A 14781-nucleotide genomic window follows, 5' to 3' on the forward strand; every position below is an offset into this window, starting at 1 on the left:
TTCAGAAAGGAGGTAACTATGAATGAAAACAGCCACCGGGTGAGTTGTTAGTAAAACACTCATCCGGTGGACTTTCATTTAATCCTGGATATTACAATTAATAAAGGAAATTATTATGGAATGGTTGGCAGAAAATTGGCTTTGGATAGTATTTGCAATAGCATTTGTTGCTATGCACATGTTTGGCCACGGAGGACATGGCGGACACGCAAATCATGAAAGCCGCGAAGATAACAGGGACAAAAAACAGGAACAGAAAAGTTCAGACGGGTCGGTTCCTCATCATCATTAATACTAAAAGAAAGGAGATATATTATGCTAAAAATAAAAATTGTAACCTGGTCATTAGGAACTTTTACCGCCGTAAGTTTTATTGTTTGTATCATTTATGGGCTTGTAACACCCGATAGTCTTCATATGCATACATTCCTCGAATCTGTATTGCCGGCTTTTAAATGGCTAACCTGGTGGGGTTTCCTTCTGGGGTTGCTGGAAAGTTTTCTGTATGGTGTTTATGCCGGTTTGGTTTATGTACCCATCTATAATTTCTTTTATAAAAGGTGGAATAAATAAACGCGTTTAATTAAAGAATTATTATGGAAAGAGGAATTGAACACTCAGGGGCATGGGCGATTGCTTTGATTGTTATCGTTATTGCGTCCTGGTTTTTATACCGTTATCTTACCCCAAAAACGTGGCGGGAATGGACGGGTGCCGGGTTAATACAGGCGTTCATTATTGCTTTGTACGCTGAGATGTATGGTTTCCCGCTTACCATTTACCTGCTTGTTCGGTTTTTTGGATTAGACCGCGGTTACCTAAATGCAAATCTTTGGTCAACATTGGTGGGGCTTGGCGAAACGGGCATGATGATTTCAATGATTGCAGGCTATTTCCTGCTTTTTACAGGTTTTGGTATTTTTCTGCAAGGCTGGCGCGAACTCTACCGCGCACATAAAGAAAATCGGCTCGCTACGGGAGGATTGTACAGCCTGGTGCGGCACCCCCAATATACAGGTTTGTTTATTGCACTATTCGGAGAAGGCATTGTACACTGGCCAACATTATTTTCCATAGCACTGTTTCCTTTTATAGTACTGGTATATGTAAGGCTTGCCCGTAAGGAAGAGAAAAAGGTAATTGAAAAGTTTGGGGAAGAATACCTTGAATACCGAAGACATGTACCGATGTTTCTACCCGTAAAAGGGAAATGGAAACAGTTTATTGAAAACTCCGGTTGAGTTTCAGAATAAGTGAAGTATTGAGTTATAGTTGCCATTAATAAAGACAATCCCATAAAACAGGGGCAGGAATTTAAATATGTTGAATAAAAAATAACATGAAAATGAACAATAAAAGCGCTGGTCAAAAAGTCAATCATAATCACATTGAAAAAAATGGTGGTGTAACCAAATATGTTTGCCCCATGAAATGCGAGGGCGATAAAACATATGATGCCCCCGGTGACTGCCCGGTGTGTAATATGCACCTGGTTCCGGTTAATGAACAGACTCAAAAAACCAGTCGGCACCGGCACCAACATGAACACCATCAGCATAAAAAGACACCGGAATCAGGAGAAGGTGTATATTACTGCCCCATGCACTGCGAAGGCGACAAAACATACGGCCAGCCTGGTGATTGCCCGGTTTGCGGGATGCACCTGATTAAAGAAGAAAGACGGCCAACAAGTGGTGCAAAAACCATTTACATCTGCCCGATGCACCCGGAGGTAAAACAAGACCACCCCGGAAGCTGCCCAAAATGCGGGATGGATTTGGTCCCGGAGCAGGGAGAAGAAACCAGTGAAGAGGAAAAAGCATACAAAAAAATGGCGAAAAAATTCTGGGTGGCACTTGTGTTAAGTATCCCGGTTTTTATTATTGCCATGTCGGAATTTTTCCCGTTTCTGAAATTGGAAGAAATCGCACCAAAAAAGGTTTGGGGATGGGTTGAATTTGCACTGGCAACCCCGGTTGTTTTTTACAGCAGTTGGGAGTTTTTCAAACGCGGTTGGAGTTCCATCGTGCGGTGGATGCCAAACATGTGGACCTTAATATCGATTGGCGTTGGGGCGGCTTACCTTTTCAGCGTTTTTGCGCTGCTTATTCCAAGCGCTTTCCCCGGTCAGTTTAAAGATGCTGCTGGAAATGTCCATCTTTATTTTGAGGCGGCGGCAGTTATTCTCACCCTGGTTTTACTGGGTCAGGTGCTGGAACTCCGCGCACACAGCAAAACCAATTCGGCCATAAAGGCGCTGCTGAATTTGGTGCCACCCGTGGCACGGGTAATACGCAACGGAGAGGAAACAGAAATCCCACTCGAGGAAGTTCACGAGGGAGACATTCTGCGGGTGCGCCCCGGTGAAAAAATCCCGGTCGATGGAGCAGTTACTAACGGAGATGCCGTGGTGGATGAAAGCATGATTACCGGCGAACCCATTCCGGTGGATAAATCAAAAAATAATAAAGTTACCGGAGGTACCATCAACGGGAACACCTCTTTTGAAATGAAAGCCGAAAAAGTGGGCGAAGATACCTTGCTTGCCCAGATTATTGAAATGGTGAACCAGGCCAGCCGGTCCCGCGCACCTATTCAAAAGCTGGCCGATGTGGTTGCAAAATACTTTGTGCAGATAGTTATCGGTATTGCTGTAATCACCTTTGTGGTGTGGGCAGCATGGGGGCCTGAGCCCGCTTATGTTTATGCTTTTGTAAATGCAGTGGCTGTGTTGATTATTGCCTGCCCGTGCGCGTTGGGCTTAGCTACGCCAATGTCAATTATGGTTGGTTCGGGCCGGATGGCGCAATCGGGCGTGCTGGTAAAAGATGCACGCGCCATCGAAGAAATGAATAAAGTCGATACATTGATTATCGATAAAACAGGTACCATAACCGAGGGCAAACCGGCGCTAAAAAAATTTCATTCATTTGGAAAACTGGCTGACAGGGAAATCCTGAGAATTGCCGCTTCCGTAGATGCGCAAAGTGAACATCCGGTTGCAGAGGCAATTGTAAAAGGTGCAAAAGAAAAAAGTATTCAACTGCTGAAGGTGGAAAAATTTGAGGCAGTAACCGGTAAAGGTGTAAAAGGGATTATTGACGGGAAAACGGTTGGACTGGGAAATAACCGGCTTGTTGAGGAATTCGGTACCACACTCACCAAAGACCATGAAGACATTGTAAAAGTCTGGCAACTAACAGGTCAAACTGTAATGTACCTTTTAATTAACAACCAGATTGAAGGAATAGTAAGTGTTGCCGATACCATTAAAAAGACTTCGGCAAAAGCCATTCGCGAACTGCAAAAAATGGGCGTAAAAGTACACATGCTTACCGGTGACAATAAATTTACGGCCAAAGCGGTGGCCGAAGAATTGAAACTGGATGGCTACCAGGCTGATTGCCTGCCCGATGACAAATTCAAAAAAGTAAAAGAATTGCAGGCGCAAGGCCAGAAAGTGGCAATGGCAGGCGACGGCATTAACGATGCCCCCGCGCTGGAACAAGCCAATATTGGAATTGCGATGGGAACCGGAACTGATATTGCCATGCAGAGCGCTGAAGTGACACTGGTAAAAGGCGATTTGGACGGAATTGTGCGCGCCCGCGAACTGAGCCACAAAGTGATGCGCAATATTAAACAGAACCTGTTTTTTGCTTTTGTTTATAACGCACTGGGAGTTCCGGTTGCAGCCGGAATCCTGTTCCCGTTTTTCGGGATATTACTCAGTCCGATTATTGCAGCAGCAGCGATGAGTTTTAGTTCAGTTTCGGTAATTACAAATGCATTACGGTTAAGGAGAAAATAATGAAAAATGGTGAGAAATAAGAATATACAGAATAATGAGGCACTTTGGAGTAAGAACGAAAAAAGGGGATTGAATGCTACATTGCTCGTTTTTCTTTTGGTAATCTTGGTTTTTCTTTCCATTCCGATTTTTAAAGAAATTGAAAATCAAAAAGTTTTAAAGAATTTAATGAATCAGGAAATCGCCTTTCAAAGTGTCTGTTCAGTGAGTAATGAAATAAAATTTGAAAAATTGAATCTTGTGAAAATTGATAATAAAACATATTGGGTTTGTTGTTCAAGGTGCAGGGCGAAACTGATTAGTAATAGTAATATTCTTCGTTTTGCAACGGATCCTTTTTCAAATAAGAAATTAGATAAAGCAACAGCCATAATAAAACAAAACCCGAAAAATATTGGCACTGTGTTGTATTTTAAGACGAAAGATAATGCTACAAAATTTAACCTTGAAAGGGAAAAATTATAACATGCCAAAAATAATTTCAAAAAAATATCTGTCGGAAAAGGTTGTCCAACTGGAAATTGAAGCGCCACGAATTGCGAAAAAACGCAAAGCAGGGCATTTTGTGATTGTCAGGATTGGGAGTAACGGCGAACGCATCCCGCTCACCATTTCCCAGGCAAATACATCGAATGGCGCAATAACGCTTGTTGTGCAGGTTGTGGGGGTAACCAGCTACAAATTATCAAAACTTGAAACGGGGGACGAAGTGACCGATATTGTTGGCCCTCTTGGCAATGCAACCCACATTTCCAGGGCAGGAACTGTACTTTGTGCCGGTGGCGGTGTGGGCATCGCGCCATTGCTTCCTATTGTTGAAGCCATGTACAAGGCCGGGAACCGGGTGGTTTCGGTTTTGGCTGCCCGCGACAAAGAACTGCTGATACTTGAAAAGGAAATCTCAGCCTTTTCTGACGAGGTATTCGTTATGACCGACGATGGAAGTTACGGCCAAAAAGGTTTGGTAACCGATGGGATGGAAATGGTCATAGCAAAAGAAAAAATTGACCAGGCAATCGTAATTGGCCCGGCAATAATGATGAAATACGCCAGTATGCTCACACATAAATATAATATCCCCACTTTGGCCAGCCTTAATACAATTATGGTTGATGGCACCGGCATGTGCGGGGCATGCAGGGTGTCGGTTGGCGGGCGCACAAAATTTGTTTGTGTGGACGGGCCTGAATTCAATGCCCGTGATGTTGATTTTGACGAGTTATTGATGCGACTGGGTTCATACAAAAACGAAGAAGCCGGGGCATATAAAAAGTTATTGATTTAAAATTATTTGTACAATGTGATGGCGGAAAATGATTTAGGAACATATAGCGGCCGAAATGAGGAATGGCGTTTGGACTTGCGGAAAAAGTTGAAAACGAAAGAGAGGATTGCCATTAACAGGGTAAAAATGCCCGAAGCTGACCCCTTGTCCAGAATTAAAAGTTATGTGGAAGTGAATTCGGGGCTCACCGAAGAACAGGCTGTTACCGAGGCACAACGTTGCCTCGACTGTGTAAACCCGACCTGTATCGAAGGATGCCCCGTCAGCATTAACATTCCGGGTTTCATTAAATCAATTGAAGCACAAGATTACGACAATGCCATTAGGGTACTAAAAGATACCAATGCTTTGCCTGCGGTTTGCGGGCGCGTTTGTCCACAGGAAATCCAATGCGAGGCCGCTTGTTTTTACCAGACTAAATTAAAAAAACCGCCCATTGCCATTGGCCACCTTGAGCGTTTTGCGGCTGACCGTGCACGGAATTCAGGAAAAGCATTCATACCCGAAATAGCTGTAAAAAGGGACGGGAAAGTGGCCATTATTGGTTCCGGGCCATCGGGGCTGGCTGCTGCCGGTGAGCTGGCAAAGCTGGGTTACCAGGTTACCGTTTTCGAGGCGCTCCATGAACTTGGCGGGGTATTAAAATACGGGATACCCGAATTCAGGCTGCCCAATGAAATAGTTGATTTTGAAATTGACAACCTCAAAAAACTGGGGGTGAACTTCGAGAAAAATTTTATTGTGGGAAAAACAGCCGATTTCAAAGACCTGCGAGAAGAAGGATACTCCGCTTTTTTTGTTGGCAGTGGTGCGGGACTCCCCATGTTTATGAATATCCCCGGGGAGAATTACATCGGTGTTTTATCTGCCAACGAATACCTGACACGTGTAAATTTAATGGGGGCAACAAAAGTTGATTTTGATACCCCTGTTCTGAAAGGAAAAAACGTGGCGGTTATTGGCGGTGGAAACACGGCAATGGATTCGGTTAGGACCGCTAAACGACTTGGGGCCGAAAAAGCCATGATTGTTTACAGGAGGTCGCTGGAAGAAATGCCCGCCAGAAATGAAGAAATTCAACATGCAAAAGAGGAAGGCATTGAATTCCTGGTGCTCAACAACCCGTTAGAATACCTTGCCGATAAAAACAGCAGGGTAAATAAAATGAAGCTTCAGAAGATGCAACTGGGCGAACCCGACCAATCAGGAAGGCGCAGGCCTGTCCCGGTGGAAGGTTCAGAATATTTTCTGGAAGTTGATTTAGTGATTGTGAGTATTGGCGTTTCCCCTAACCCGCTTATTCCGATGAGCCTGCCACAATTGGAAACATCTAAATGGAAAACTATTACTGTGAGCCCCGATACCATGCAATCCAGTGTTCCCGGCTTGTTTGCCGGTGGAGATATTGTACGTGGCGGCGCTACCGTGATTCTGGCAATGGGTGATGGCCGAAAAGCCGCCCAAAATATCCACAATTACCTACAAAACATTATGAAGTCAAAAACAACAGCGAGCAAACAGGATAACAATCAAAATAAAAAATAAGGTATGGCAGATTTATCAACAAACTATCTTGGGATGAACCTCAAAAGTCCGCTTATCGTGGGCAGTTGTGGCTTAACTACCTCACTTGAAAATGTAAAACTGATGGAAAAGAACGGCGCCGGAGCCATCGTTTTAAAATCCGTTTTCGAGGAGGAAATTTTGCTTTCCCTTCACAAAAAAGCCCGGGATGCATCAAAAGACAAACTCCTGTATTACGAGTATTCCGAAACTTACGATTATTTGGATATCCATACCCGCAATGAGGAGCTTGAAAATTACCTCCAGTTTATCAGGGAAATAAAAAAAGAAGTTTTGATGCCGGTTATTGCCAGCATTAACTGTGTAACAGATACCGAGTGGACCGACTTTGCGATGAAAATTCAGGAAGCCGGGGCCGATGCGTTGGAGTTGAACCTGTTTTTCAATCCTACCGGGTTTAAAATAATGGATGTAGAAAAAAAGTCCGTCCAAATTGTGAAGAAAATTTTGAAAACAGTTTCAATTCCTGTATCGGTAAAACTCAGCAGCAATTATACCAACCTGGGGCATACCATTCAGGAGATTAGCGAAAAGGGTGTACAGGGCATTGTCTTGTTCAATCGATTTTTTTCAGTTGATTTTGACCTCGACAAACTGAGCGTCATATCTTCCGACATATACAGTTCGCCCGGTGATTTTACGAAACCATTGCGTTGGATTGCCCTTATTACGGACAAAATTGGGTGCAATATTGCAGCATCTGGAGGGGTTCATTCCGGCAAAACAGCTTTGAAACAAATCCTTGCCGGGGCAGATGCTGTTCAGGTAGTTTCGATATTATATAAAAATGGCATTGACCATTTAAGCGTTTTACTAAACGAAATGGACAAATGGATAGAAAAAAAGGGATTTAATTCGGTTAGCCAAATAAAAGGGATGATGAGCAACAAGAATGTCAAAAATCCTGAAGTTTTTGAACGAATGCAGTTTATGAGATATTATGGAAAATTGTTTGATTGATAAAAATTATTTTTATGAAAAAAAGTAAATTAAAAAAAGGTAGAAATTCAGGGTTAAAGATTGTTTCTTTTTTGGCCATAACATTTTTCATGTCATCGTGCATGACCATGGGGATTGGGCATTTATCCCCAACCCAGTATCAATACCAAAATCACCCAAACGAAATCAGTTATGCGGATCCGGTATGCGGTAACCTAATTGAACAGGTTTCAGAAGACCTTTCTTATGAATATGGTGGTACTACCTATTATTTCCACTCATCAGATTGTTTAAACGAGTTTATGCAAGCCCCGGAAAACTATATCGCCAATAATAATATAAACAATCACCGAAATAATTATGGGATGATGTGGGGGCTGGGAGCTGCAGCAATGGTTGGAATGATGTTATTAATGATTTTATAAACATTTTAAAAATTTAACAAGATGAAACCAAAAGTATTAAGTTTAGTAGTAATGTTCGCTCTGGGGACATTCACGGCGTTCGCCGGCGAAAAAACAGAAAAAATTGAAGTAAACGGTAACTGCGGTATGTGTGAAAAACGTATCGAAAAAGCTGCAAAATCGGTCGAAGGTGTTTCAAAAGCCGACTGGGACCAGGAAACCAAAAACCTGGAAGTAACCTACGACGACCAAAAAACAAGTACCCAACAAATTCAGACCTCAATTGCCATGGTAGGGCACGACACAGAATTGTTCAGCGCTAACGATAAAAAATATGCTGAATTGCCCGACTGCTGCCAATATCAGCGCAATGAGAACAGAAATAAAATGAACCATGAAATGAAAATTGAACCCAATCAACAAAGTAATTCAAAACCAGGTTCGTGCTGCGGAGAAACAACTTGCGATAAATAATACCATTTAAAATATGAAATTTAAAGAACTATGAGAAAGAAACAACCTGGATTGAACTTTTAAAAGCCGATATCGAATCCATTCCGGTTGTAGAAACCGATTTTATTGAATTGGTCCTTCCAACAATCGACCAAAACAAAGTTTTGCTTTCGGAGTATGGTTTGTAATGAAAAGCACCTAAGCCGAAATAATATTTTTTGAACCCGATGCTTTATAGTAATTTTTTTATATGTTTGTTTTCTATCCACATAAAAAGCGTAAACAAAAATTTAAAAATGAATAAAACGCTGTCCATAAAAAACATTACTAACAGTTGTTGTTGCTGCCTGTTTTTAAAACATGTGGAAGGTGGTAACCATATATCTGTGTAATAAAAATCTTTATATTAAAAAATGGGGCCTTTCACGATTCGTGAAGGGCTTTTTTTATTCAAAAAAATCAAAAAATTATGAACAACACAGTATTGGATTTAATCGGGAATACCCCGATGGTTAGAGTAAATCAGATGGATACAGGCGTTTGCAACCTGTATTTAAAACTCGAAAGCGCCAACCCGGGCGGTTCAATCAAAGACCGGATCGGGCTTTCCATGATAACGGAAGCTGAAAAATCAGGTTTAATTAAACCCAGCTCGGTTTTGGTAGAAGCCACTGCCGGGAACACGGGTTTGGGCCTGGCGTTGGTTGCGGCGATAAAAGGCTACAAACTGGTACTTGTAATACCTGACAAAATGAGCCGTGAAAAGATTTTGCACCTGAAAGCAATGGGCACCGAGGTTATTATAACGCGCTCGGATGTGAATAAAGGCCACCCGGAATACTACCAGGATATGGCCAGGCGTATCGCCAATGAAACGCCAAATGCTTTTTATATCAACCAGTTTGGAAACCCGGCAAACCCGCTTGCCCATGAAACAACAACCGGCCCGGAAATTTTAAAACAGCTTGATGGCAAGATTGATGCCGTGGTTTGTGGAATCGGTTCATCGGGCACACTCACCGGTTTAACCCATTTTTTTCAGAAAGTTAAGCCTGATATCGAAATGATAGTTGCCGATCCTAAGGGTTCTGTAATAAAAGATTTTATCGAAAAAGGAACTTTTGGCGAAGCCGGGTCGTGGCTGGTAGAGGGGATTGGAGAGGATTTTATTCCTTCCATTGCCGATTTTTCATTGGCAAAAAAAGCCTATACCATTAGCGACACTGAAAGTTTTTCAACAGCACGGACGGTGCTGCGCAAAGAAGGAATCCTTGCTGGTTCTTCATCGGGAACTCTTATTGCTGCGGCATTAAAATATTGCCGGGAGCAAAAACACCCGAAAAACGTGGTAACATTTGTTTGCGACAGCGGCAATAAATACCTTACAAAAATGTACGACGATGCCTGGATGCATGAAAAAGGATTTAAAAATTGATTACATAAATTAAAACAGTTAACATGAAATTTTCAACAAAAACAATCCATGCCGGACAAAGAGCCGACAAAGCCACCGGCGCAGTAGTGGTGCCAATTTACCAAACTTCCACTTACAAACAAGATGAACTAAATGTGCACAAGGGATTCGAATATTCCCGTACCGGAAACCCCACGCGGCAGGCATTGGAAGAATGCCTTGCAGCCCTTGAAGATGGCCGTTTTGGGCTTGCGTTTTCATCGGGCCTGGCGGCTGAACATGCGGTACTTTCAACGTTAAAGCCAGGCGACCATGTAATAGCTGCGGAAGATATGTATGGTGGCACTTACCGCTTGTTTGAACAGGTTTTTAAGCCCTTTGGACTCCGGTTTAGTTATGTGGGTGGCAGCGTCCGTGATTTTGAAAATGCAATAACAGCGGAAACCAAATTGTTCTGGATTGAATCGCCTACCAATCCACTCTTACGGATTGCTGACATTTCAGCGGTGTCGGCAATTGCACACGGTAAAAACATAAAAGTTGTAGTTGACAACACTTTCGCTTCACCTTATTTTCAACAACCTTTGGCTTTAGGTGCCGACCTTGTTGTGCACAGCACCACAAAATATATCGGGGGCCATTCCGATATTGTGGGCGGCGCGTTAATCGTCAATGATGAAGCATGGCACGACCGGTTAAAATTCCTGCAAAATGCCGTTGGCGCAATTCCCGGTGCATTCGACAGTTGGCTGGCGCTCAGGGGACTAAAAACCCTTTCGGTAAGAATGAAACAACATGAAGAAAACGCTCATAAAATTGCTGAATTTCTTGAAAACCATCCATCAGTTACACAGGTTTATTATCCAGGATTATCATCTGACCGTTTTCATCTCCTCGCCAAACAACAAATGAACGGTTTTGGAGGTATGGTTTCTTTTAAATTAAAAAACGGGGATGAAAAATCTGTTAACTACTTTTTAAAGAATTTAAAAATTATATCGCTTGCCGAAAGCCTGGGCGGGGTCGAATCTTTAATTTGTTACCCTGCCGCAATGACACACGGCTCCATCCCCGAAAAAAAGCGGAACGCTATTGGGGTTTCAAATGATTTGGTCCGGCTTTCAGCAGGAATTGAAAATGTAGAAGATTTAATTGAAGACCTGGCGCAAAGTTTAGATTATTTTGAAAAGGAACTTCGATAGTTCGGGCAATGTTTGTGTTTGTTTGTTTTATTAATGTGGACAAATAGAGACATATTTAGACACTTTAACTTCTATTAACTAGTGAATTAGGGTTTTTCATAGGTTTGTTTGACTGGTAGAGATAAAAATCAGCATTCTTAAATACCAGTCTTAATATGATCTATGGAGGAAAGAGAAAACAAAAATATTGAGGAAGCAACAGAACGGGTCAAGAAGCGATTACCATTTGAAAAAATCCGAAGTATTCCAAAATTCAAAGATTTGTCATTGGAAGACTACGAAAAACTTATGAAAAATACAGAAACGATTGCCCTCCTGATCTTGAAAACATTTATTTTTAAAAATAAATCGGAATAGATATTTTTTACTAAATTGTCTACATGAGTGATTTAAGTCAGTTTAAACAATTTGCTCCGCAAGCTCCAAAACAATTTCAGGAAGGGAATAATGCAGTAATATATACCCGTGTATCATCAGCCGATCAGGAAGATAATACAAGTTTGGCTTCACAAAAAAGATACTGTGAAAAGTATGCCCAAAAAAGAGGATTGAATATAGTTGGTTACTTTGGTGGAACATTTGAATCAGCTAAAACAGACGACCGTAAAGAATTCAATCGGATGTTGACCTTTGTAAAACGTTCAAAAAATGTCAATTACGTAATTGTTTATTCCTATGAACGTTTTTCCCGTTCAGGTATCTCCGGAGCATCAATCGCCGACGATTTACTTAAAAAATACGGTGTAATTACTCTTGCTACCTCACAAGAACTTGACCCCACAACTCCTTCCGGCTCTTTTCAGCAAAAAATATTATTCTTGTTTGGCCAGATGGATAATGAATTGCGAAGGGACAAAGTGGTCACCGGTATGCGTGAATTGTTAACGAAAGGCTATTGGGTGTGGGCTCCTCCACGTGGATATAAGGATTTGAACAAAGGGAGGGCAACTGAGCGCAAATTGGTTGTTAACGAAGAAGGTAAAATTCTCAAAAAGGCTTTTGAATGGAAAGCTTATCTCCAACTACCTAACGTTGAAATTGGCAGGCGCTTAAAACGATTGGGGGTAGAAATATCGGAAAAGAGACTGATTAACCTGTTTTTAAATCCGTTTTACTGTGGCCTTATAACTAGCAAAATGCTTCCGGGGCAGGTGATCGAGGGTAGGCACGAATCATTAATTTCAAAGGAATTGTTTTTGGCAGTTCATAATATTCGGCAAGAAAAAAGAACTCAGGGTTTTGTCCACGATAGGGATAATGAAAACCTACCCTTAAAAGTATTCACGAAATGTGATAAATGTGGCCAGACTATGACTGGCTATTTGGCGAAAAAGAAGGGAATATATTATTACAAGTGCAGGACTAAAGGTTGCAGAGTCAACCGGAGTGCCAAGGGGATGCATGAATTATTTCGGAATGTGTTAAAAACTTTTCAGATTGGGAAAGAAGAGGTTGATATTATTAAGGTGCAATTGGAAGAACAGATGTCGGTATTTTTTAAATCCCAAATGGAGAATGCCACATCATTAAAAGCCAAACTGACAGAGACAAGAAAAAAATTGAATGCCATTGAAGAACGGTTTGTTGTTGGCGAGATAGACCGAAGCCTGTATGAAAAATTCAGACCGAAATATGAAAAGGAGTGTTTCGAAATTGAGCAAGAACTTAACAAGACAAGCGGATACAGTTCGAACCTCAAAAAAGTGATAGATTTTGCAGTGAAAATATGCAGGAATCCCTTTCTATTGTGGGATTCCGGTGATTTAAACAGTAAAAAGGTATTTCAGAATTTGTTGTTTCCGGAAGGAATCTACTATAACCGTGAATTTGACCTGGTTCGAACCCCAAGAATTAATACTTTTTTTTCACCAATCCCTGAATTAGCAAGGGTTTTGAACGGACAAAAAAAAGGGGATTCTATCAAAATTGATAAAATCCCCGCTTGGGTGAACCCTACGGTACAAAATTCGAACCATTTGATTGCAGAACTAAAGCTTTTGGGAGACATCTTAGCTTTATGAGACTGTCAAATTTAAAATGCGAACAAAAGTAAAAACAATCTAGTAAATTATATTTACATTTGAACTAAAAAACAAAATTAGTCAAATGTTTAGAAATAATACCAAGGATACAAAAGAACTTATTTTAAAAATTGCGATGCAGGTATTTGCTAAATATGGATTTCAGAAAACCTCAATTAATGATATTGCCAACGCTGCATTCAGATCAAAAGGTTCAGTTCACTATTATTTCAAAAATAAGAATGAGTTATTTCTGAAAGTTGTTGAAAAAGAGTTTCAATTATTACGCACAGAATTAGAGATAGTTGCGATGTCAGAATTAAACGGTAAACTGAAATTGACTAATTACATTATTACACGAATGAAAATTCTTGTGAAATTATCTTACATCTCAGATGCGATAAAAAATGGCTATATGGATTATGAATATTTTGCAGGAAAAATCAGGAAGAAATTCGATGATGAAGAGATTTTATTAGTAAAAGGGATAATATCAAATGGTATAATAAATGGTGAGTTTGAAGAAAGGGATGAAGAGCAAACTGCCTATGTTATTGTGTCAGCACTGAAAGGACTTGAGGAACTTTTAATGGTCAATATTAAATGTAGTGAGTGTGATATAAATCTCGATTACATGATTCAGGTTTTATTAAAAGGAATTGAGAAAAGATAGATTTGTCCTAATACTGACATAAAATCAAACACATGGCAATGTAAGTTCGTAAAAGTGCTTAAAAGCTATAATGAAACTCATATCAAGGCTTTAAATATAATAATCAGGAGTTGTTTTAGAAGCTTTTCATAAAAATCAAAAAATGAATTATATCAATATATCACATATTATAAAAAATAGTAATTCGAAATTTCTGAAAAGACTACCTGATTTCTCTATTCGAATAATTGCCTGGATTGTTAGACAAGAGGAAATAAACCGGATTCTAAAAAAATATGAAGGATTTGAGGGCGTTGACTTTCTGCCTAAAATAATTGAAGAGTTGGAAATTAATGTGGAATGTGCAGGACTGGAAAATTTACCGGAAAATGGAAAATGCTTTTTTGTTGCCAATCACCCTTTCGGACTGCTTGACGGTTTAATCCTTACAAATATTGTTGGTACAAAATACGGACATTTAAAAGCTATTGGAAACGATGCTTTTATGTTTGTTCCAAACTTAAGACCAATAGTCTCAAATGTCAATGTATTTGGGAAAAATCCTAAAAAATACTTTGTTGAATTAAACAATGTCTTTGCTTCTGATGCACCAATAACACATTTCCCTTATGGGCTTGTATCTAGAATTTATAAACTAAAGATACAAGATAAATTTTGGCATAAAAGTTTTATTACAAAAGCAATTCAACATAAAAGAAACATTATTCCGGTGCGATTTTATGGACGAAATTCTTATCTGTTTTATTCCATATTTTTACTCAGGCAAGTAGTAAAAATTAAAATCAATTTGGAACTGATATTGCTTCCGCATGAACTATTTCGTAAAAGGGGAAAAACAATTAAAGTTACAATTGGTGAGATGATTCAATACAGTGATTTGGAAACATCTATGTCGCATTGGGACTGGGCACAAAAGATTCGTAATGAAGTTTATTCCCATAAAAACAATTAGTGACAAACCGTTATGAAATTAATTCATAAATTGAAAAAACATT

16 protein-coding genes are annotated in these 14781 nt (G+C 40.3%); all 16 read left to right on the plus strand.

Annotation, left to right across the window (positions count from 1 at the left end; genetic code table 11):
• The first annotated feature begins 115 nt into the window (after positions 1 to 115).
• The 16 genes from GM418_RS19875 (at position 116) to glsA (ending at position 14738) form a co-directional block, all read left to right on the plus strand.
• The gene (locus tag GM418_RS19875) at positions 116 to 292 is read left to right on the plus strand and encodes a DUF2933 domain-containing protein (protein ID WP_158868987.1); all 177 of its coding nucleotides are present in this window, start codon (positions 116 to 118) and stop codon (positions 290 to 292) included.
• A 23-nt stretch (positions 293 to 315) separates the two neighbouring features.
• Positions 316 to 573, plus strand: coding sequence for a DUF5676 family membrane protein (locus tag GM418_RS19880; protein WP_158868988.1), 258 nt, complete (start codon positions 316 to 318; stop codon positions 571 to 573).
• Between the two features lie 23 nt (positions 574 to 596).
• Complete coding sequence (locus tag GM418_RS19885; RefSeq protein ID WP_158868989.1) at positions 597 to 1241, plus strand: methyltransferase family protein; 645 nt, start codon at positions 597 to 599, stop codon at positions 1239 to 1241.
• A gap of 104 nt (positions 1242 to 1345) precedes the next feature.
• The gene (locus tag GM418_RS19890) at positions 1346 to 3811 is read left to right on the plus strand and encodes a copper-transporting P-type ATPase (protein WP_158868990.1); all 2466 of its coding nucleotides are present in this window, start codon (positions 1346 to 1348) and stop codon (positions 3809 to 3811) included.
• A gap of 168 nt (positions 3812 to 3979) precedes the next feature.
• Positions 3980 to 4276, plus strand: coding sequence for a TRASH domain-containing protein (locus GM418_RS19895; RefSeq protein WP_158868991.1), 297 nt, complete (start codon positions 3980 to 3982; stop codon positions 4274 to 4276).
• A gap of 1 nt (position 4277) precedes the next feature.
• Positions 4278 to 5096 (plus strand): sulfide/dihydroorotate dehydrogenase-like FAD/NAD-binding protein, encoded by an 819-nt coding sequence (locus tag GM418_RS19900; protein ID WP_158868992.1) that lies wholly within the window; start codon positions 4278 to 4280, stop codon positions 5094 to 5096.
• Between the two features lie 18 nt (positions 5097 to 5114).
• Entirely contained in the window at positions 5115 to 6641 is a 1527-nt protein-coding gene (gene gltA, locus GM418_RS19905) for an NADPH-dependent glutamate synthase (RefSeq protein ID WP_158872754.1), read from the plus strand.
• Positions 6642 to 6644: 3 nt separating this feature from the next.
• The gene (locus tag GM418_RS19910; RefSeq protein ID WP_158868993.1) at positions 6645 to 7640 is read left to right on the plus strand and encodes a dihydroorotate dehydrogenase-like protein; all 996 of its coding nucleotides are present in this window, start codon (positions 6645 to 6647) and stop codon (positions 7638 to 7640) included.
• A 14-nt stretch (positions 7641 to 7654) separates the two neighbouring features.
• Positions 7655 to 8044, plus strand: a complete 390-nt coding sequence (locus GM418_RS19915) for a YHS domain-containing protein (RefSeq protein WP_158868994.1) — start codon at positions 7655 to 7657, stop codon at positions 8042 to 8044.
• A gap of 21 nt (positions 8045 to 8065) precedes the next feature.
• Positions 8066 to 8497: a heavy-metal-associated domain-containing protein gene (locus GM418_RS19920; RefSeq protein ID WP_158868995.1), complete on the plus strand. Its 432-nt coding sequence runs from the start codon at positions 8066 to 8068 to the stop codon at positions 8495 to 8497.
• 448 nt (positions 8498 to 8945) lie between these two features.
• On the plus strand, positions 8946 to 9911 hold the full coding sequence (locus GM418_RS19925; protein ID WP_158868996.1) for a PLP-dependent cysteine synthase family protein: 966 nt from the start codon (positions 8946 to 8948) through the stop codon (positions 9909 to 9911).
• Between the two features lie 23 nt (positions 9912 to 9934).
• Positions 9935 to 11092, plus strand: a complete 1158-nt coding sequence (locus GM418_RS19930) for a cystathionine gamma-synthase (RefSeq protein WP_158868997.1) — start codon at positions 9935 to 9937, stop codon at positions 11090 to 11092.
• A 162-nt stretch (positions 11093 to 11254) separates the two neighbouring features.
• Positions 11255 to 11449, plus strand: coding sequence for a hypothetical protein (locus GM418_RS19935; RefSeq protein ID WP_158868998.1), 195 nt, complete (start codon positions 11255 to 11257; stop codon positions 11447 to 11449).
• Between the two features lie 23 nt (positions 11450 to 11472).
• Positions 11473 to 13113, plus strand: a complete 1641-nt coding sequence (locus GM418_RS19940) for a recombinase family protein (RefSeq protein WP_158868999.1) — start codon at positions 11473 to 11475, stop codon at positions 13111 to 13113.
• 85 nt (positions 13114 to 13198) lie between these two features.
• Positions 13199 to 13786, plus strand: coding sequence for a TetR/AcrR family transcriptional regulator (locus GM418_RS19945; RefSeq protein WP_158869000.1), 588 nt, complete (start codon positions 13199 to 13201; stop codon positions 13784 to 13786).
• A 142-nt stretch (positions 13787 to 13928) separates the two neighbouring features.
• Entirely contained in the window at positions 13929 to 14738 is an 810-nt protein-coding gene (gene glsA / locus GM418_RS19950; RefSeq protein WP_158869001.1) for a 1-acyl-sn-glycerol-3-phosphate acyltransferase, read from the plus strand.
• The last annotated feature ends 43 nt before the right edge of the window (positions 14739 to 14781 follow it).

Origin of the sequence: Maribellus comscasis, from assembly GCF_009762775.1 — a bacterium.
Lineage (GTDB): Bacteria > Bacteroidota > Bacteroidia > Bacteroidales > Prolixibacteraceae > Draconibacterium > Draconibacterium comscasis.